This is a genomic window from Xanthomonas maliensis, from assembly GCF_009192945.1.
GTDB classification, from domain to species: Bacteria; Pseudomonadota; Gammaproteobacteria; order Xanthomonadales; family Xanthomonadaceae; genus Xanthomonas; species Xanthomonas maliensis.
This window is the reverse complement of record NZ_NSET01000061.1, coordinates 14,717-35,282: the sequence shown is the minus strand read 5'-3', so window position 1 is coordinate 35,282 and position 20,566 is coordinate 14,717. Positions and strand designations below refer to the sequence as shown.

General features: G+C 69.9%; 13 protein-coding genes and 1 pseudogene. All 14 read right to left on the bottom strand.

Annotation, left to right across the window (positions count from 1 at the left end; all coding sequences use genetic code 11):
* A partial coding sequence (locus CKY51_RS18190; protein ID WP_152249614.1) for a two-partner secretion domain-containing protein occupies positions 1–1,333 on the bottom strand: 1,333 nt, incomplete at its 3' end.
* A gap of 11 nt (positions 1,334–1,344) precedes the next feature.
* On the bottom strand, positions 1,345–3,024 hold the full coding sequence (locus CKY51_RS18185; RefSeq protein WP_031338314.1) for a ShlB/FhaC/HecB family hemolysin secretion/activation protein: 1,680 nt from the start codon (positions 3,022–3,024) through the stop codon (positions 1,345–1,347).
* Positions 3,025–3,029: 5 nt separating this feature from the next.
* Entirely contained in the window at positions 3,030–3,449 is a 420-nt protein-coding gene (locus CKY51_RS18180; RefSeq protein ID WP_022970694.1) for a hypothetical protein, read from the bottom strand.
* The gene (locus tag CKY51_RS18175; protein WP_152249613.1) at positions 3,446–7,081 is read right to left on the bottom strand and encodes a bifunctional serine/threonine-protein kinase/formylglycine-generating enzyme family protein; all 3,636 of its coding nucleotides are present in this window, start codon (positions 7,079–7,081) and stop codon (positions 3,446–3,448) included. The genes CKY51_RS18180 and CKY51_RS18175 overlap by 4 nt, the downstream gene beginning before the upstream one ends.
* Positions 7,082–7,085: 4 nt before the next feature.
* Positions 7,086–7,799, bottom strand: coding sequence for a PP2C family protein-serine/threonine phosphatase (locus tag CKY51_RS18170; protein ID WP_022970678.1), 714 nt, complete (start codon positions 7,797–7,799; stop codon positions 7,086–7,088).
* A complete protein-coding gene (tagF, locus tag CKY51_RS18165; RefSeq protein WP_022970677.1) occupies positions 7,796–8,380 on the bottom strand; it encodes a type VI secretion system-associated protein TagF in 585 nt (194 codons plus the stop codon). Before tagF ends, CKY51_RS18170 begins: the two co-directional genes overlap by 4 nt.
* Before the next feature lie 2 nt (positions 8,381–8,382).
* Positions 8,383–11,898 carry a type VI secretion system membrane subunit TssM gene (tssM, locus tag CKY51_RS18160; RefSeq protein WP_170292347.1) on the bottom strand — a complete coding sequence of 1,172 codons (3,516 nt, stop codon included), beginning with the start codon at positions 11,896–11,898 and terminating at the stop codon, positions 8,383–8,385.
* Positions 11,899–11,900: 2 nt separating this feature from the next.
* Positions 11,901–13,180, bottom strand: a pseudogene (icmH, locus tag CKY51_RS18155) (type IVB secretion system protein IcmH/DotU).
* Entirely contained in the window at positions 13,162–14,496 is a 1,335-nt protein-coding gene (gene tssK / locus CKY51_RS18150) for a type VI secretion system baseplate subunit TssK (protein ID WP_022970618.1), read from the bottom strand. The pseudogene icmH and the gene tssK overlap by 19 nt, the downstream one beginning before the upstream one ends.
* Before the next feature lie 347 nt (positions 14,497–14,843).
* On the bottom strand, positions 14,844–16,169 hold the full coding sequence (gene tagH, locus CKY51_RS18145) for a type VI secretion system-associated FHA domain protein TagH (protein ID WP_022970617.1): 1,326 nt from the start codon (positions 16,167–16,169) through the stop codon (positions 14,844–14,846).
* Positions 16,170–16,221: 52 nt separating this feature from the next.
* Positions 16,222–16,767, bottom strand: coding sequence for a DUF6931 family protein (locus CKY51_RS18140; RefSeq protein WP_022970616.1), 546 nt, complete (start codon positions 16,765–16,767; stop codon positions 16,222–16,224).
* Complete coding sequence (tssI, locus tag CKY51_RS18135; protein WP_022970615.1) at positions 16,764–18,731, bottom strand: type VI secretion system tip protein TssI/VgrG; 1,968 nt, start codon at positions 18,729–18,731, stop codon at positions 16,764–16,766. The genes CKY51_RS18140 and tssI overlap by 4 nt, the downstream gene beginning before the upstream one ends.
* Before the next feature lie 136 nt (positions 18,732–18,867).
* Complete coding sequence (locus tag CKY51_RS18130) at positions 18,868–20,199, bottom strand: tetratricopeptide repeat protein (RefSeq protein ID WP_022970614.1); 1,332 nt, start codon at positions 20,197–20,199, stop codon at positions 18,868–18,870.
* Positions 20,200–20,235: 36 nt separating this feature from the next.
* Positions 20,236–20,523, bottom strand: a complete 288-nt coding sequence (locus CKY51_RS18125) for a PAAR domain-containing protein (protein ID WP_022970613.1) — start codon at positions 20,521–20,523, stop codon at positions 20,236–20,238.
* Between the last annotated feature and the right edge of the window lie 43 nt (positions 20,524–20,566).

Below are 20,566 nucleotides of genomic sequence, written 5' to 3'. Positions count from 1 at the left end.
TGATCGCCGTGCTCGGCAGCGTCAATGCGCCGGTGGCACTCAACGACAGCGCACTGTTGCTGTCCAGGCTCAACGTGCCGATCGACAGATTGCCCGCGGCGTTCACGGCAATGCCGTTGCCGCTGGCGCTGAACAGGCCACCGAAGGTGTTGCTGCCATTGGTCAGCGAAAGCGCGCTGCCAGATTGCAGGAATTGGCTGGTGCCCGTCACCGCCAGCGAACCGGATTGGGACAACGCGACCGTGTTGGTCAGGCTGAGGTTGCCGCCTACGTCCAGGTTGCCGAGACCGCTGATCTTGTTGGCCCCGCTGAAGGTGGCATTGCCACCGATAAACCCACCCACACTGCCGGCAGTGTAGACGCCGCTCTGTTGCACGGCGCGACCGGTCGTCAGGGTGATCGACCCGGTGCCGGCATCGATGCTGCCGCTGCCGGCGATATCGACGCTACCAGCGCCGAAGGCGGTAAGCGACACGCTGCCGTCGGGGCCGTTGGTGAGCGACGACGCACGGATGGTGCCGCTGTTGTTGATGAGCCGATCGAAGACGCCTTGCGCGGCACGCGCCTGCAGCTGGATGGTGCCGCCTGGCGCGCTCAAGGTGCCGGAATTGTCCACCGCTTCGCTCGCCAGAGCCAGCTGCAGCGGCTTGTCGATCACCACAGCAAAGCCACCGCTTTCGAAAGAGAGCGTGGCCGCATCGGCGCCGGCGAGGGTGATGTTGCCGGCGTTGGCAGTGATGGTGCCGCTATTGGACGCCCGGCCGCCGATCAACACGGCCGACCCGGCAGCGGCGTTGATGGTGCCGCTGTTGGAGACCAGCGCCACCGTGGTGCCACCAGCATCCAGGCTGTAGTCGCCGCTCATGAACTTGGACACGGTGGTGCCCAGCGTACTGACCACCAACCCGCCCACATTGATGTTGGCAGTGCTGCCGAACAGCACACCATTGCTGTTGAGCAGGAACACCTGCCCATTTGCATTGAGGTTGCCGTAGATCTGCGTCGGGTTGCCGCCCTGTACCAGGTTGAGCACCACAGCATTGGTGCTGGGCTGGTTGAAGATCATCGTCGCCGCCGAGCCGATGTCGAACCCCGACCAGGTCAGCGCCATGCGCGAGGAGGTCTGGTTCACGGTCTGGCTGCTGCCGTTGGCGGCGTTGATGGTGCCGGTGCCGCCGGCGATGCTGCCGCCGGTGGGCAGCTGGTTGGCCGCCACCTGGGCCAGGCCGCTGACCGGCATGGCCAGCAGGGCCGCTGCCAGCGCAACGGCCAGCGGGCAGTGACGCAACGGGAGCGTGCGCGGCGACTTCGCGGTATGGACGGTGGCGTGCATGCGCAGATCCCTCAGAAAGTGAAGCCGAAACGCGTGTAGATGCGAGCGTCGTCGCGTCCGTCGGACGCAACGCGCGCACCGGTCGGAAGCGCGGCGCTGATGCGCCATTCGAAGTTGGCGTACTGCGGTAAACGGAAGGTCAGGCCCACACCGGCGGCATCGAACGTGGCCGGGGCCAGGCGGCCATTGGCCGCGAACACGCGGGCGTGGTCGGCGAAGACATCCAGCTCCAGCAATTCGCGCCAGGGTCGGCCATTGAACGGCGATGCGGCGTCGGCAAAACCGGGCGCATCGACGTGGTATTCGAGCGCGGCGTAGTACCCGCGGTCGCCCAACGCATCGGAGACCGGATAGGCGCGCACGCTATCCGGCCCACCGACGGCGAACTGCTCCATCGGAGTCAACGTGTCGTTGCTGTATTGGCCATTGAACTTGAAATACAGCCGCTGCGTGCGGGTGAGGTATTGCAGCCGCGTGTAGGCCAATCGCGCAATGGTGAAATAGCTATCGCGACCGGGGCTGATCTGGTCCACCGGGGCCGAGCGGTCGCGCAGGGATTGGCGCGCGCTCACCTGCAGTAGATCCACACCGCGCCAGCGCAGGTCGGTACGCCGCAACGACAAGCCCAGTTCGGCGACATCGAACTGCTGATCGGACAATTGAATGCCCACCGCGCTGAGCCTGGATTGCTCGCGCAAATAGCGCGCCGAGCCCTGCAGCTGCAGCGTCTCGCTGTTGACGAATTTCCAGTCGGCGCCGGTGTAGACGATGGAGGTGGGCCCCTTCAGGCCAAGCCGGGCGAACACCCCGGTACGCACTTCCAGTTCGCTGCGGCTGGCGCCGACCACCGCGCTCAAGCCGGACACGCTGCCGACCGGCAGGCCATAGGACAGCGCGCCAATCTGGCTCTGCCGCGGCGCCAGCGAATAGGCGTAGTTGGCGGCGAACACATCGCCCAGACCGAGCGGGCTATTCCAGGTGATGCCGGCCTGGGCACGATAGCGGCCGGTCAGCTCGGTGCCGTAATTGTTGCCGCCCAGGGTGATCACATACGGGCGGGCGGCCTCGCTGGCGACCAGCACCACGTCGGTCTCGCCTTCTTTCTGGCCTGGCTGCAGCACCGACGACACCGACACGCCGGGCAGATCGCGCGCATACAGCAGCGCGGTGTCCACGTCCTGCTTGCGGAGCGGCCGGCCTTGCAGCTGGCGCAGCGGTGCCGACAAGGCGTTGCCGCGGTAGCGTGCGGCGCCCTGCACGGTGATCTGGCCGATGCGGCCTTCGAGTACGCGGATCTCGATGATCTGATCCGGGCCGGGCGTCTGTGCAGGCAGGTACGCGGTGCTGACGATGAAGCCGGCCTGTCGGTAGGCGCGAGTGATCGCGTCAGCCACCGCCTGCAGTTGATCGAAGCGCAGCGCCACCACTGGCAGGCCGTGCGCCAGCTCGGCGAATTGCGCATCGGCCAGCGCCTGCACCCGCGCCGGGTCGATCCCGGCCTCCGGATGCTGGCCGACGTCGCTGACGCGAAAACCGCGCACCGGCAAGGTGATCTGCGCATCGCTGCGCTCCTTGACCGCGGGCAACGCGGCCGCCTGGGTCGCTTGCGTCGTCTCCGGCAGCTGCTGCTGCGCCCACGCTGGCAACGCCAGCGGCAGGCACGCGGCAAGTGCCACGGCCAGACCCGTCATCCGCATCACAGCTTGTCCCCTAGAACCATCCGTTGTTGTGGGTGGACGACCTGGCCGGCGGCCGTCCTCAACTGGGTGAGGTGGCCCGCGCTGCCGTGGAGCTCGCCACTTCCTGAACGCCGATCCAACCCAGGCGTACCTTTAGTGAATATTAGCAAAACAAATGCGAGGGTGATCACAGTTAGGACAATTACCGTGCCCCACCAGCGCCAAGACCGCACGAGCGTCCCCCGCCCCAGCGAGCCCGGCTTCGCTGCAGTGGGAGCGCGTGGGCTGCGCTGGGTCACCGCGCCTTGCGCGTGCCGTGCCGCCTGCAGCACGTCGCGACGGCGCGCGCGGTACTGCGCGCGATCCAGCTGACCCCGCTGATGCGCATCCGCCAGCACCTGCAGCTGGGCATTGGCTGGGTGCAGACCACCGCTCATGGCAGCTCCCGCAGCACGCGCAGGCCCACGTCCGGTTGCGCGGCGCCGTTGTCGGCGCGGCTGGCGTTCACGGTGCAATCGGACCAGTAGCTGGCGAAGCTGCCGCCGCGGGTCTGCACGCCAGCACCGTGACTCACCCACTCCCAGACGTTGCCGGTGAGATTGATCAGCCCCCAGGGATTGGGCGCGCGCCCACGCACCGAGACCGGCGCGCGCACGCTGTCGCCGGCATTGGCGGTCGGCGGCACGCAGTTGCTGTCTTCGGCCTGTTGCCAGCCGCTGTCGGCCTGCGCTGCGTGCAGCCATTCGGCATCGCTGGGCAGCCGGTAGCGCCAGCCACCGCTGCGAATGGTCAGCCAGCGCAGGTAGCTGCGCGCCTGCAACAGGCTGATGTTGCGCACCGGCGCGCGCGCCTGCTCGGGCGTGGTCGCGGCTTGCGCGGTGCAACGCCCGGTGGCCTCGCAGAACAGGTTGAAATCGGCCACTGCGACCTCGCCGCGCGACAGCGCGTACGGCTTGCCGCCGTCGCGGCCAGGAATCACCACCAGCATCGGCCCACGGGTGTCGCCGAGCATGTCGAAACAGGCCGCGCCGCGTCCGGGCAGGCCGGCGCCGCCGCAGGGATCCGGGCCGCTGGGTACCGGCGGCAACGCCGCTTCGTCAGCGTCCCCCGCGCTGGACGGAGTCGCCGCAGCACGCCCACGTGCCGGATCGGGGGCGACGGCCGGCTTGGCGACAGGCGCACCGCGTGCCAGCCTGGGCGCCGGTGCAGACGCTGCCGGCGCATTGCTGGGGGCGAGCGCATCCGCGGCCGCGGCGTCGGCGACAGAGGGGCGCGCCAACCGCGCCGCCAGCGAGCCTTCCGGCAAGCGGCCGGCTGCCTTCAGCTGCGCTTCCAGCTGTGCCAACGCTGCCGCATCGCGATGCGCCAGCGCCTGCAGCTGTTGCCCCAGCCGCTGGCGCTCGCCAGCCGGCAACGTGTCGGCCGCCATCACCGCCGCAACCAGTGTATACAGCGTCTGCGCAGTGCGTAGCTCCGGCCGCGGCCCCAAGGTTTTCACGCCCTGCGCGAGCAAGTCTGCCGCCTGTGCGTAGCGCGCTTGCGCAAGCGCATCGGCGGCGTTGTTGCGATACACCTGCGAGAGCAACTGCGGACCTTCGCTGCGCAGCAGCGGATGCTCCGGCTGCAGCGTGCGGATCCGTGCCAAGGCATCGCGGGTCTTGGCCAGATCGTTGGCAGCGGCAGCGCGCCGCAGCGACTCCACCCGGCCAGCCAGCTCGGCCTCGGCGCCTTCGCGCGCCAAGGCCTGCTGCAGCTGCGCCTGCAAGGCCTGCAAACGCTGCTGCTGCGCCTGCAGCTCGGGCGACTGCGGTAGCAGCGCCAGGCCGGTGTCGACCAAGGCCTGTGCGCCGGGCAATGCAGCCGGATCGCTTTGCGCCGCCACCGCGGCAACCAGCGCGGCAGCCACCTCGGCGCGCGCACCGGCACGCTCGCTGGACGGCAGCGCCTGCATGGCGGCGGCCACCCGTTCGCGCCAGGCCGGATCGCTGGACGGCGTGGCCAGCGCCGTTGCCAGCACCTGCCGTGCCTGTGCGGCATCGCGCAGCGGCTGCGCCACCGGCGTGCGGATGGCGTGCTGTTCGGCCAGCGCCACCTCGGCACCGCGCAATTGCAGCCGCAGCGATTGCGGGAAGGCCGCACGCGCCTGCGCCAGTTCGGCGCGTGCGGTGGCCAGTTGGTCGGCGGCGATCGTCTGCGCGATGGCATCGTCCAGCCGCAGTTCCAGCGCTGGATGCCGCAACAAGCTGCTGTCCGGATCGATACGCCGCACCCGCGCCAGCGTGGCCAGCGCGCTGTCGCCGCGGGTGCCGAACAAGTGCCCCGCCTCCAGTTGGCGATTGAGCGCGGTGTCCAGCGCATTGAGCCGCTCGTTCTTTTCGCGCTCGATTGCCTGACGTCGGGCATCCAGCGCCGGCGAATACAGCCGGAGCCGATCGCGCAGCGCGAACACCTGCAAGGCGCCGCGGTAGTCGTCGCGGCCGTCGGCCGGATTCCATAGCGCGTCCAGCCGACGCAGCAGGAAATCCTCGATCAGGTCGCTTCGATCGGTGAGCAAGCGGCGGCGATCGTCCGGCGCCAGGCTGGAGAGCGCCTGCATGGCCTGGGCCTCATCGCGATAACGCTGCGGGTCCTGCGCACCGAAGCGGGCGATCACCTCCGCCACGTGCTGGCGATGCAGATAACGCTGCACGCCCCAACCGCCGGCGCCGGCCACCGCCAGCGCGGCGACACCGTAGCCGAGCAGCGGGAGCGCGCGCTCGCGCAAGCGTCGTGGCCGCAGGCCATCGAGCAACTGCTGCACGCGCTGCAGCCGCTGCGCGGCCGGGAACGCCACGGCTGCACACAGCGCGTGGGCCTGGCGCCGGGTCAGGCCAGGCACTGCCGGCGGGCGTCGGCCTTCGCGCAATGCCACCTCGGCGCTGAGCTTGGCGAAAGGGTGCTTGCCGGTCAGCAACTCGAAGCACACGCAGCCCAGCGCGTAGAGATCGTCGGCCGGTGTCGGCGCCTGACCGCGCAGCATTTCCAGGCTGGCGTAGGCCGGCGTCAGCGCGCCCAGGGTGGCGGCGTCGAACACCGTCTGCTCGCCGGCCGCATCGGCGGCGTGCTTGCCGGCGCGCGCAATGCCGAAGTCGAACACCTTGGCCACGCCATCGCGGGTGACCATCACGTTGCCGGGCTTGAAGTCCGAATGCACCACGCCGGCGGCATGCGCGCGGATCAGTGCCTGCCCCATGCCTTCGATCAGCGGCCAGGCCTGTTTGAGCGGCATGCCGGCATAGGCTTGCTCGCGGATCAGCGTCTTCAGATCGCAGCCGTCGATGTACTCCATGGTCATGAAGACCAGGGTGCGGTCCTTGTCGAAGTCGTAGACGCGCACGATGTTGTCGTGGGCCAGCTTCTGCGAGCGGCGCGCCTCGCGTTGCAGGGCCACCAGCGCATCCGGATGGCGGCGAAACTCGTCGCTGAGCACCTTCAGCGCCAACCAGGGATCGCGGTCGCGCGCTTCCACCTTGCGTTCGTCGCGCGCCAGGTAGACCACCCCCATGCCGCCGCGTCCGAGCTCGCGTTCGAGCAGGAAGCGGCCCTTGAGCAGGCTCCCGACGCTGGCATGCTCGCCGCCGGCGGCATCGGCCAGCTGCTGCCAGCTGGACAAACTTGCGGTGCCGGCGGTGCCGGTGCCGGTACCGGTGCCGGTGTGCGTGTCCAGTCCCATGCCGGTCAGGCTGGAGGTCTCGCCCGGCAGCGGTTGTGCCGGCTGCACGCGGGTGATGTCGGCATCGATCACCGGCGGGCTGCTGGGTCGCGGCATCACCACGGTGGCATCGTCGTCCGGCGTGGCGTCGGCGCTGCCGCGGCGCAGTGCGTCCAGTCGCGCGAGCAGCGTTGCAGCGCCGGCATCGTCGAGCAGCTGGTCGCGGCGCAGCGTCCACAGCGTCTCTACGCCATCGCGATACTCGGCCTCGGCCAGGCCATCGCGGCGCGCCAACGCCGCGAGCACGGCGTCCAGGTTCAAGCGGCCTTGGCGTATGGCGGTGACCAGTTCGGTCACGGTGGCGGTGTCTTCGTGCATGCCTTTACTCCTGCAGGCGCACGACGACGGCGGTGACGTTGTCGCGCGCCGCCCTCCCCATCGCCAGTTCGAACAGCCGCGTCAGCAAGGCGCGTGGCTCACCGTGGCGCTGGCACTCCAGGTCCAGCTCCGGATCGGGGATTTCCTTGTTGATCCCGTCGCTGCACAGCAGGAACTGCATGCCGGGCAGGCTGGGGGCCAGTACCCAATCGACGAACAGCGGTTCCTGCGCGCCCACCGCGCGGGTCAGCACGCCGGGCGGCATCGCCGCAGCGGCGCCGCCGAAGTGGGTCTGATCCTCGCGCACGCCGTGCACATGGTCGCGGGTGAGCTGGCGGAAGGCGCCGCGATGCTGGGCGTAGATGCGGCTGTCGCCGACCCAGCCGCACAGCATGAAGTCCGGATCGTGCACCAGCACCACCACGGTGGTGGCGATCATGTCGACCTGGCGCGTGCGTGCGCATTGCAGCAGCTCATGGTTGATCTGCGCCAGGGTGTCGTCGATGGCGTCGAGGAAGTCGCACAGCTCCGCCGGCCGCTGCAGCACCGCCAGCCGCTGCACCAGCAGTTGGCTGGCGTAGTCGCCGGCGCTATGACCGCCCAGCCCGTCGGCCACCACCCACAGGCCGATGTCCTCGCGCACCAGCAAGGCATCCTCGTTGAGCCGGCGCACCTTGCCGGTCTCGGTGTGTCCCGCCGAGTGGTAGGCCAGCGTCATCCGGTCACCTCGGTGATGTCCTGTCCGGCCAGCAGCCAGTCCAGATACTGGTCGGGCGTCGGCAAGCCGCTGATCGCCTGCGGTGCAGCGCCCGGGCGCCACCACAGCGTCAGTCCCGGCGCCAGCAATGGCACCGCGCGGGTCGCCGGTGGCAGCGCGGCGCTGGCGTGGGCAGCGGTCTCCAGCGCCGTTTCCAGCAGTGCCACGTCGGCACGTGCGCGAAGTGCCTGCCCCAGGCAGGCGCAGACATCGCCGAACCAGGCCGGCGACGGCAGCGACGAGGCGGCCAGCGGCAGCGCAACGACCAGGGGAAAGCAACGGCCGACCCGATCCTCGCCCGGCGCGATCGCACCGGCCCAGGCCTGCGGGCCGCATACGCCTGCACCCAGCACGAAGGCACGCACGCCGCTGCCGCGATACGCCGCCGGCCAGGCCGCATCCAGCGCATTGCGTGCGGTGTCCAGGCAGCGGGCGAAGTGCGCATCCCACGCCAGCACGAACTCGGCCGGCAGGCGGCGCTGCACGAAGTCGCCCACGCCCGGCAGCTTGCCGTAGAAACCAAGGGACGGATGCAGCGCCATCCTCAACTGCCGCACGCGAACTGCTGGACATCGCGGTCCAGGAAGGGATGGCGCAGATTGCCGGCGCGCAGGGGGATCTGCACCGTGTGGCTACCGAGCGCGAAGCTGGCGACGAAACGCACATCGTCGGCCTGTTGCAGCTGCCCGGCCTGCAGCGCGCGGAACAGGGCCCACTCGCCCTGGTAGTCGAGCGTGCCCAGCGCGGTGCCGTCGGCACCGAAGGCGGCGATGGACACATGCCCCGGCACCGGGCCGGGCCAGGTCATCGGCATGCTCTGCGCCGCACCGACCTGGTAGTCGTAGCGCTGACCCTCGATGTCCAGGGTGACCCGCGCCACGCCCTCGCCCAGCGTCGGCGCCAATACGGTGAAGCCGACCTGCGGCGTCGGGCCGCCATGGAAATATTTCTGCCGAATGCGTTCGGCCAATTGCAGTTGCCCCGGCAGCGCAGGCGCGCCGACCACGGCCTCCGGACCATCCTTCCAGCGCCACTGCGCGGCCCGGGTGTCCAGCAGCGGCCGCACCGTGCCGGTGTAGAGCGCATCCAGCCGACCGCCACTGCCGAACAGTTCGCCGAAATTCTGCAGCGGGATCTCCGCGTGCGCGGCTGGATCGAACGGATAGCGCCCGCGCACGAACTCACTGCAGACCGCGCCCACCGACTGCTGGACCTGCAGATCCAGCGCGGTGCGCGCGCCCTGCGTCATCAACAACGCGCTGCTGCCGGCCAGGCCTTGCAACCAGCCGGCCACCGGCGGCGGCAACTGCGCCAGCTGCTGGCGGGCCAGCGCCAGCTGTGCATTGGCGGCGGCCGGGTCGCCACTGCCGTCGGCCACCACGAGCAATTGTTTGCCGAGCTGGTCGAGCACACCGAGCAACTGGTCCAGTGGCGTACTGCCCGGCGCACCGGCAGCCAGCGCATTGAGCGGTGCGAAATGCGCATCGACGGCCGCCCCCACCACTGGCGCTGCAGCAACAGCCGGGGCAGTGCCCGCCAGCGCCGCCGACAATGCCGCACCGCCGGGCGCCACCGCGCCCGCCTTGGCCGCCAGCTTGCCTGCCGCCGCGCTGGCTGCGGTGGCGCGTTCGCGTGCATCGGTCGGCGGTGCGCGGTCCATCGCCTGGGTGTGCTCGCCGACCACGCCCAGCAACAAGCGCAGCGGCGAGGTCGGTCCGGCCAGCTTGGCGGCAGTGGCGCTCGCCGTGGCCAGGTCGCTGGCCGGCTGCAATTGCAGGTCGGCCAGCAGCGCGTCCCAGTAGCGGATGTAGTCGGCTTCGTAACGCTGGCCGACCACGGTGATCAGCCGCTGCTGCGCAGCCGCGTCCAGCGGCGTGGCCCCGAAGACCCAATCGTCGCGGCCGAAACGCTGCACCGCCTGGGCAATGCCCTCGCGCTGCAAGCTGGCGAACACCGGTTGGGTGTATAGCGCCGGGATCGGCGCCGCCAGTGCGGTGCCGCTGCGCCGTTCGAAGGTGTTGGCGAGCAGGCCCAGCGCCTGGTCCAGCCGCAGGGGACTGCCGGCCGGTGGGGTCAACAGCAGGTTGCCGTAGATCAGCGTGGCCAGGTCGGCTGCACGCAGGCTGGCGCGCGCCTGGGCGATGCGTGCCTGATCCAGCGACAACGCACGCAGCTGCGCCGGATGCTCCCACAAGGCCTGCAGATGGCGATCCATCAGCGTCTGCAGGTGGCGATCCTGCGGAAACAGCGTGCGTGCCTGCAGCATTGCCAACGCACGCAACTGGGCGGTCTCCAGATGCTGCGGTTGCCCCAGCATCAGATAGCCCTTGAGGGTGTAGTACAGCGCCTGCGGTGCCTGCGCGTTATCGGCCAGGCCGCTGCGCAGGCGCAGCGCCAAGGCCGGCAGCAGGCTGGCGTTGAGCTGGCGCAGATAGCCGGCTTGCACCGCCTGGCCCAGGGCGTGGCCCTGGAACAATCCCATCCGCATCGACCACGGTGCGCCGTGTTGATATTGCTGCGCCACCTGGACCACTGCGGCGTTGGCCTCGGCCTGCCGCAGGCCGCGCGCCACATAGTCCGGCAGCGTCGTGGCGGCGTTGGGATCGGCCAGCGACGGCCGCGCCTGCAAGGCCGCGTGCACCTGCGCCAGATAGGCGCGGTTGCCCAGGTAGCTGGCGCCCACGCCCGCCAACAGCGCAGCGGTCAGCACCGCGATCCCTGCATAGCCGGCTGCCTGCAACCACACCGCGCGGCGCGGCATGCGCACGCTGTTGACCAATCCCGACTCGTGCAGCACCACCTCGCGCAGCAGCCGCTCGACGAAGAAGGTGCGTCGCTGCGCACCGGGCGTCTGCACGCGCGCGGCATCCACCCCGAAGGTGCGGGCCAGCGCGCCCAGCATGCGATCGATCGGCATGCCTTCCTGGGTTCCGGAGGTCAGGTAGACGCCGCGCAACAGCGTCGGTGCGGCGTACGCGGTGCCGGCGAACGCATCCTCCACGAACTGGCGTGCGCGTTCGCCCAGCGCCGCCAGCTGCTGCGGAAACGACAGGATGGACGCCCGCCGCAGGCGGTCGCGCTCCAGTTGCAGGCGTTCGAACACGCGCGCCCCCAAGGACTGCTGCAGCACGCCGAACTCCTCGGCGAACTGGCGCGCTGCGCTGCCATCGCGGGTGTGTGCCAGCGGAAAGGACACGCCCCAGACCTGGTTGCGCTGGCTCGGGCTCAAGTCCTCGAAGAACTCGCTGAAGCCGGCGATCAGATCGCATTTGGTGAAGATCAGATAGACCGGCACGCCAGCCTGCAGATGCTCGGCCAATTCGTCCAGGCGGCGGCGGATCGCCTGTGCGTGTGCTTGCCGCGCGTCGGCGTCCAGCAACAGCAGGTCGGACATGCTCATGGTCACCAGCACGCCGTTGAGCGGCCGGCGGGGGCGATGGCGCCGCAGCAGGCGCAGGAAGTCGCCCCAGCCGGAGGCATCGATGCGCTGATCCGATTCCTGGGTGGTGTAGCGGCCGGCGGTATCCAGGAACACCGCCTCGTCGGTGAACCACCACTCGCAGTCGCGCGTGCCGCCCACCCCACGCAAGGCCTGGTCGCCGAGCCGGTTGGCCAGCGGAAAATGCAAGCCCGAATGCTGCAACAAGGTGCTCTTGCCCGATCCCGGCGGGCCGATCAACGCATACCACGGCAGCCGATACAGATCGCTGCCGCCGCGCCGGCGACGCAGCAAGGCGATGGCCTGCTGGAAGCGCGCCTGCAGCTGCGCGCGCTCCTGGCCGCTGCGCAGGGCGTAGTCGTCCTCGCGTCCGGGCGCGGACAAGGCCTTGGACAAGGCACCAGCGCGCCGCCATGCCCGCCAGCGGCGCCACGCCAGCACGCCTGCCCACAGCACGACCAGCAACACGATCGCCAGCAACCGCGCCGCCACTCCGCGCAAGGGGCTCCAGCCAGCGAGTGCCAGGTACGGCCCGCCCACCCACAGCAACAGCGCCAGCAGGCCCAGCGCCAGCACGCTCACCACCCAGCCCGCATGCGCACGCGCGTTCGCCAGTTTCATGCTCATTCCCCCGGCTGGAACAGGATGTCCACGCGGCGATTGCGCGCGCGGTTGGCCGGCAGTTGCACCGGCATGGCGATCGGTTGCGAGTCGCCAGCGCCCAGCGATTCCACCCGCGCCGGTTGCAGCAGCCGTGCGCGCAGCAGCTGTGCGACCGCCGCTGCGCGCGCGGTGGAGAGCGCGTAGTTGTCTTCGTAGCGCAGCGACCGCACCGGCACGTCGTCGGTATGACCGACCACGATCACCCGCCCGGGCAGGCGGTCGAGCGCGGCAGCGACCTGCGCCAGCACGCCGCGCGCAGTCGGCGTCACCTCCACGTCGCCAGAGGCGAACATGCTGGCATTGGCCAGCCGCACGCGGGTCTGCCCGTCGGCCAGTTCGTCGAGCTGCAACAGGCCCGCGCGTGCCGGTGCGGCCAGCAGTTGCGCCAGGCGCAGCGATGGCGGCGGGGGTGGGGCTGGGTCCGGTGGCGTGGCCGGCGCCAGGCCCCATTGCGCGACCTGCGCGCCGATCGGCGCCGCCAGGCCATTCAACCGCGCCTGGCACCAGGCGAAGGTCAGCACCAACGCACTCAGCGCCAGCAGCGCGGCTGCCCACACCGGCAGGTAGCGGCCCAGCCGGCCACGCGCATCGACGCCGCGCCAACGCGGCGCCAGCACCTCGGGCGCGGCCCCGCGAGCGGCGCGAATGCGCCGGTACAGGTCGTCCTGCAGTTCGCCCAGCCGTGCCTGGCCGCCCGCCTCGATCTGATACCGGCCGGCAAAACCCAACGCCATGCACAGATACATCAGTTCGAGCAGGTCCAGATGGCGCGGAACGTCGGCGCACAGCCGCTCGAGAATCTGAAAGAACTTGGCCCCGCCATAGCTCTCGCCATGGAAGATCACCAGCAAGGTCTTCTGCGCCCAGCCGCTGCGCTCGCCCCAGGGCGCGTTGAGCACCGCTTCGTCCAGCAGCGCGCACAACACGTAGCGCGCCGCGGTCACCGCTTCGACCGGCGCACCGCCGTGCTGGGCGCGCTGCTCGAAGCGCCGCAGTTGCGCCATGACCTGCTCGCGCAAACGCGTCACTTCCGGCAACTGCGCGCTGTGGCGCAATTGCACCGCCAGCAGCAACAGCGGCGTGGCGGCCTGCACCAGCGGATTGACGCTGCGCCCCAGCAGCTCGCTGATGTCGGTGTGGGCATCGCCAGCGTCCACCGCGGCGGGCGACGGCGGCAATGCAGCGGAAGCGATCGGCGGGGCCACGGACGAATGCATGCGCTCAGCTCCGGATGGCCCACAGCTGCAGATCCAACCCGGCGAACTCGCTGCCGAAATGGAAGGCGATGCCGCCGGAGCCCTTCAACGTGCGCCACAACGGCGCGGCCTTGTCGAATTCGAAGTACAGATAGCCGGCGTGATAGGGAATCTGTCGCGGCGCCACCGGCATCGGCACGGCGGCGATGCCGGGCAATTGCAGATTGACCAGGTCGCGGATCTGTTCGACCGGGCCGATCTTGGCGTGCGCTGGCAACTGCCGGCGCAACTCCTCGCTGGGCATGTCGGCCTTGGCCGCCAACACGAAGGCGGCGCTGTCGAGCAGGCTGGGATCGGGTACCGTGGCTACCCACACGCCAAACTTGCGCGCCTGCACCGGCAGCGGCGTGGCGGTCTGCTCCAGCACCGCACTCAAGCTGCCGCGCAACGCGGCGATCACCGGCTCGAAGCAGGCTTGTTGCGCCTCGTGGCGATAGCTCGGCCAGGCGGCCGGGCGCTTGCCCGGGGCGGTGAAGGTGCTCAACTCGCCGGCCAGGCCGACCAGCGCGCGATACAAGTCCTCCGGATGCGCCAGCGGTGCCGCCGCCCAGTGCGCGATCTGCGGCTGCCAGCGATTGACCAGCTGCAGCAGCAGGAAATCGGCGATGTCGGCCGCGCCGCCGCGGTCGGTCAGGGTCACGCGCGCGGCCAAGGCTTCGCCGCGCTGATGCAACAGGCCGAGCAGTTCGGTCAGGAAGGTGCTCAGGCGCGGCGCCGCCTGGCACACCATCGCAGTGGGCACGAACTGCGGATCCAGGATCACCTGGCGGTCGGCACGCACTTCGACGATGCGTGCCAGCGCGATGCGGTCCAGTCCTTCCAGCGGCTGGCTGGCCGGCAGCAGCCGGGTGCACAGCCCGCCGACTTCCATCAATACGGCCTCGCTGCTGCTGCCGGAGACATCGCCGCTTTCGGTTTCACGTACGCGGTAGCGGAACAACTGGTCCGGCGGCGATTCCGGCCGTCCCAGCTCGGCCTGCGCCGGCACCCGCAGCGGGACGGTGAGGTAGACGATTTGATCGCGGCAGTTGGGTTCGACGTCCAGCGCCACCGGCAGTGGATCATCGCCAGGCATCGCGAACGGCGTGCCGTCGGCGAACACACCACGCACCCGCCGCAGGCCCAACCGGCCCACCGCCAACAGATCGGTTTCCCATTCCAGCTCGCTGACGCCCCAGGCATGCGGACGCAGCCGCGCCGCGCGCAGGTCGACGTAACGCTCCAGATAGCGTTCCTGTTGCTGCAGATGCTGGGGCCGCAGGAACAAGCCCTCGCTCCACACGACCTTGTTGTTGTGCATGATCCACCTGCGCTGAAGGGACCGGCCGTCACTGCAGGCGGTGCGTGCTGCCTACGTGGCAGTGCCCGCCGTCCTGGCATGCGCCAGTGACCGAATCGATGGCGCCAGTTTGCGTGTCGACCACAGGGCCGACCCGACGAAACGTCTCAGCACCGCAGGTGCCTGGGAGGGCATCGGGCGCCGCCACGTGGCGTGCTGCGACGTCGCGTCAGGCGCAGGCCTGCGATGCCAAGCCACGGGCGCTGGGGACCCGGGCAAGCGAGGTCCAAGGCGCGGCACGCAGGGTTTGTCGACCATGTCAGCAAGCGCGCGGCGCGACCGCAGAGGGTGGGGACAGCGACGCGCGCTCAGCGCGATGAGGGCGCTCGCCGTGCCGACTTCAAGCGCGCCAGTTGCGCCTCGTAGGCGCGGGCGAATTCGTCGCCGAACAGGCGGCGGAAGCAGTCTTCCGGATCGGCACGCAGCTGCTCGAAGCTGTCGCGATAGCGCTCCCAGTAGCGGCCCTTGCCGCCGAAACCCAGGCGCTTGCCGGCGGCGTCGACGTCCTGTTCGAGGCGGTCGGGGCTGAAGTGGAACAGCATCGCGTCGAACGCCGCACGCATGCCGGCCAACATCGCCATCTGATGGCAGCGGATGTCGTCGAAGGCATCCTCGAACGCCGGTACGCCGGACAGGAACGCGGGACTGGCCGGGCCGAGCAGTTTGGGTAGCGCCTCCTCGGCGGTGGCGGCGAACTTCAGCGGATTGTTCTCCGAGCGCTGGATCACCGTGACCGGCAAGCGAAAGGTGTTCTTGATTTCCGCGCGTGCGCGCAGCACGTCCATCACTCCATCGACCACGATGGCGAAAATCCGCTGCAGCTCCGGTGTCAGCTCCGCGACATTGCCGGCCGGCGGCGGTACCGTCGCTGTTGCCGGCGCGCCCGGCGCACGCGGGCGGTCGCTGGTGGACGCGGCGAAATCGCCCAGCGTCATGTCCCAGTTCTCCGGCAAGGTGGCGCGCGCCTGCACCGATCCGGGCGGGCGGAAGTGATCCTGGCCGGCAGCGCTATGCGTCCAGGCGCCGGTATCGCGCAGCGGTGGCGGCGGCGGCACGGGGTCGAGCAGGCGGAGTGGATCGAGTTCGCGCGGCGCGCCCTGCCCCAATAGTCCCTCCAGCACCGCATGCGGCGGCGCGGCCGCGCCGATCGGCGTGGCGAACTCCAGCAAGTCCAGCGCATCCTCACCGGACAATGGCTGGGGCAAGGCGAGGTGCGATGGCGGCGGCGTCACGAACGCGGCCGGCGGGGCCACCTGCGTGCGATCCTCCAACGGGTCCAGCAGCGGATCGACAGCCGCGGGCGCGGCGGCCGCCACACTCTGCACCTGCACCTGAATTTCGAAGTGATCCAGCTGCAGGCGATCGCCGTCGCCGAGCGCCGCCGGCTCGGCGCGGGTCAGCGCGCGGCCGTTGAGCGACATGCCATTGGTGCTGCGGTCCTCGATGAAGTACAGGCCGTTGAGAAAGCGCACCACCGCATGCGTGCGCGACACGCCCGGCGCGGCCAGCACCCAGTCGCTGTCGTCGGAACGGCCGATGCTGCCGCCGCTGCCGGCAAAACGCATCTGCGCTTGAGCGCCGAACTGGCCGGCCTGGGCGCCGCCGACAGTGAGGATCAAATGCGGGCTGGACACGAGGGCGATTCCTTCGGGCAGTGGATAGCACAGAACGCGACACAGGGGCTGATCACGCGCGTCCGCTCGCCAGCAGGTCCAGCGCATGCGCGACATAGCCGCCACGGCGCGCGGCGAGCTGGGCGGGCACACGGGCGGCCAGCAGGGTGAGTGCGGCGGCCACCGCGCAGGCGGTCAGGTGGTCGGGCGGCGGCACGGGTGTGGCCTGCTCGGGTGGCGCCAGGCTGCCACCGGACCAGGCCACCGCTGCCGCCAGCCACGCACCTAGCGAGGCATGCTCTCCCGCCTGGGCGAAGGCCTGCGCAGCGCGCCGATGCGGTTCGTTGGGCGCGCGCACCCATTGTTCAGCCAGCGCGGCGCCGGCGCGGTCTTCCTCGTCCAGTGCTTCGTCGCGGACGCACTGGCATAGCCAGGCCACCGCGTAGCGCTTGGGCAGCAGCCGCGCCAACAGACGGATCGCATCGGCATCGTGGCCATGCGCCAACAAGCTGGCCACCGCTGCCTGCGGCGCCATCGCCGGCTGCACCAGCGCGCGTGCCGGCGCCGACAGTTGCATCTGCGCGCAGGCCTGCAGCAGCGGGAGCGCGCCTGTGCTCATCCGATGGTGATCAGGCTGCCGCTGACCTGCACCAGCGCATCGGCCTTGACGCTGACCAACGGGGCCTTGAGCGTGGCGGTGGCGCCGCCTTCGGCGGCGAGCATGCCGCTGGAGGCGAGCTTGAGCGACCCCTCGCCCACTACTTCGGTGGTCGGCGCGCTGGCCTTCAGCTGTGCATCGGCCACCAGCTTGATGGTGGCCGACGTCGTCTTCGCTTCGGCACTGGCGTCGATCAGGATATTCACGCCACGCAGCACGATATCGCCGTTCTGCTTCATCAGCAGCCTGGCCTGGCCAGTGACCAGTTCGATTTCCTCGCCGGCCTTGAGCAACAGTTTCTTGCCCACATCCACGCTGTCGTTGTTGTCGATGCGGGCGCTGCGATCGTGCTTGACTGTGCTGGTGCGGTCGTTGTCGACGGTGCTGAGGTGGTCGTGTTGCACCTGCTCGCGCAGGTCGCGTTGGGCGCGCAAATAGACTTCCTCGCTGCCGGCCTTGTCGTCGAAGCGCAGCTCGTTGAAGTCGGCGCTACCGCCGAGCAGGCTGCGGCTGCGGATGCCGCTCTGGGTCTTGTCGTTGGGCAACGCAAACGGAAGTGCGTGGTCGGCGTTGTACACGCTGCCGACGATCAAGGGTTGGTCGGGGTCGCCTTCGAGAAAGCTGACCACCACTTCCTGGCCGACCCGCGGCAGGCTCATCGCCCCCCAGCCCTTGCCGGCCCACATCGAAGCCACGCGTACCCAGCACGAGGGTGCGCTATGCGGGCGGGCCGAGGTGGACCAATGGAAGGTCACTTGCACGCGGCCCTGCGCGTCGACGGCGATATCCTCGTCGGTATCGCCGCTGACCACGGCAGTTTGCAGCCCGGCGATGCACGGCCGCGGCGTGCGCAAGGGGCTGCGGAAGGGCAGCTTGCTCTCCAGCAGCTGCAGCTGGCTGCGAAAGGCCACCGCGTCGCGGGCGGTTTCCGGTGCCTGCAGTTCGGTCTGCGCAGCCACCACCAGGTATTCCTGATCGCAGTCGGGGCGTGGATGGCCGTACAAGGTGAACAACGCGCCCACCGCCAGCCCGCAGGCGGTGCTGTCGGCGCGATGGCAGGCCCGTTGCGCATTGCAGGCCTCGCTGTGGACCTGGGCATAGCGCGCACCCTCGCCCTGGCTCAGCTGCGGGCCGGGATAGTCGAACACTGCCAGCCCATCGATTGCATGCAGGTCCGCGCCGCTGGCCTGTTCTTCGGCGGCCAGCGAGGCACGTGGCTGCTGCGGATCGTAGCCGGTGCTGCCATGGCGGGTGGGGTGCAGGCTGCGCGCATTGCGCCAGCGGCTGAGCAGCGCCGGCAGCAGCTGGCGGTCGGCCTGCTCCGGCGCGACATAGGGCAGACGCGCCAGCCCGGGGCTGCTGGCGTGCGCGCTCAGGCCATCGGCCAGCACCAGCGTATGTGCGCTGCGGCTGTGGGTGAAGTAGTAATAGATGCCCTCCTGCTCGAGCAGGCGGCTGATGAAGCTGAAGTCGTCCTCGCGGTACTGCACGCAATACGTGCGCTTGGGGTATTGCCCGCTGAGGCGCTGCTGCACATCGCCATAGCCGATCTCGCTCAGCACGCTGGCGACGATCTCCGGCACGCTCTGATCCTGGTAGATCCGGCAGTCGCGGCGTTGGGTCAACAGCCAGGGCTTGGGAACCACCTGCAGCTCGAGCCGGGTGTAGGCGATCGCATCGATCACGCTCTCACCGGTCTGTGCGCAGCTGGCGATGATGCCGTGGTAGTACCGCCCCGCCCCACGCGCGTCGGCCAGCTCCACGGCCAATGGCGTGCCCAGCAGGCGGCGCAGGTCCGGTGCTGCCTGCGTGCACAGGGCATCGATGCGAACGTCGAACAGCTGACCCAGCGCCTCGCTGGCCTGCATGCATTGCAGCCGCAGGGCATCGCCAAGGTCGGAGTGCAAGCTGATCGTGCGCGACATCGCAAGGTCCACGGAAGAGGCGTGCGGCACGCCAGCGAAGATGGGTGCCGTGGCGACGCGCGATGCATGGCATGTCGCGACGCCCGGCCTTGATCCATGCTCACATGGGTGCGACGGGCGAAGCCGACATTTCGTCTCAGCCCGGCAGCGGTGCGCGTGCGGTCGTCACCCAGCCATCGACCGGCTGGCCGCGTTCGCTGCGCAGCACCTGGCGCGTCAGCGCGATCGGTTGCAGGCCGGCGGCATCCAGGGCGGTCAACACGTGCGCGCGGCTATGCCGATAGCGGCCGCTGGCGTCCAGCTGCACGGTCGCTTCGGCGAGGTCCAGCGCTTCGACGGTGAAGCCGAGCACCCCGCCAGGCCGCAGCGCGGTCGCCGCCGCAGCCAGGACCGCATGCAGATCGCCGAAATACACCAGGGTGTCGGCCGAAGCGATCACATCCCAGCAGGCGGCCTGCGCCTGCAGATAAGCAGTGAGCTCGGCGACGTCCAGGCGGTCGTAGCCGCCACGTTGCTGTGCCTTGGCGATCATGCCGGGCGACAGGTCCACGCCGAGCAGCTGGCGCGCATGCGGGCGCAGCAGCGGCGCACACAGCCCGGTGCCGCAGCCGGCATCGAGGATGTCCAGCCGTGCCGCCGCTGGCGGCAGGCAGGTGGCCAGCGCGTCCGCCAATCGCTGCGGCGCACAGTAGTCCAGATGGCACAACAACTGCTCGTCGAAGCTGTCGGCGAAGCCATCGAACAGGTGCTGCACATAGCGGTCGTCGGCGCGCGCCGGCGCGCTGCTGCCGCCACACGCGGCGAGCATGTGCGCTGCCACGGCATTGTTCGGATCGTGCGCCAGCCAGTCTCGATAGACCGCCTGTGCCTGGGTCTGCTCGCCCAGCAAGTACAGCGTGGTCGCCAATGCCTCGCGCGCGGGCAGATGGCTCGCATCGAGCGCGCAGGCCTGTCGCAGGCAGGCCACGGCCTGATGCAGATGATCGATGTGCTGGGCGTTGTCACGCAGGAACAGGCCGAGCCGGTGATGTGCCAAGGCCGACTGCGGATGCCGCTGCAGCAAGGCGACATAGGTGACGAAAGCCTCTTCGGTGTGCTGCTGCGCGGCCAGCACGGCCGCCAGGTTGGCCAGCGCGTCGGCATGGCCGGGCGCCAGCGCCAGCGCACGCCGGTAGCACTGCTCGGCCTCGGCCAGGCGGCCGCATTCGCGATGCACGTTGCCGAGGTTGTTGCAGGCTTCCGGCTGCGCTGGCGCCAGTTCCAGCGCACGGCCGATCGCCGCCACCGCCGCACCGCTGTCGCCGCGTTGGTGCAGCAACACGCCCTGGTAGTGCAGGGCCTGCGGATCGGCCGGGGTCTGGGCCAACACCGCGGCATAGGCGTGCGCGGCCTGCTGCCAGTGACCGGCGCGGTGGGCGGCGATGGCGTCCTGCAGGGCGGCGCTGGCGGTGTGGGCGGTCGTGGGCATCGCGGTCTCCTGTCTCGCGGAGGGATGGGCGGGCGATCAGCCGATCAGCACGGTGAAGCAGCCCAGGGTGATCACCCCACCATGGGCGGTGGAATCGCCCAGGCGCGCGGCCGGACGGCCGGCGATCAGCACCGTCGGCGCACCGACGACGATGCTGTCCGGTGGGCCGACACAGACCGCGGCATCGCCGATGCGCGCGGCGGGCAGGCCGCCGATCAGCACCGTCGGTGCGCCTGGGCCGGCGATAGGTCCGCCAACATGCGGCACCACGCCAGTGACCATCGGGCAGACGTGCAGATCGGTCAGGCGCGCGGCAGGTTGCATGCGGGCACACGGGGCGGCGGTGCGTGCAGCATCGTCCGCGCAG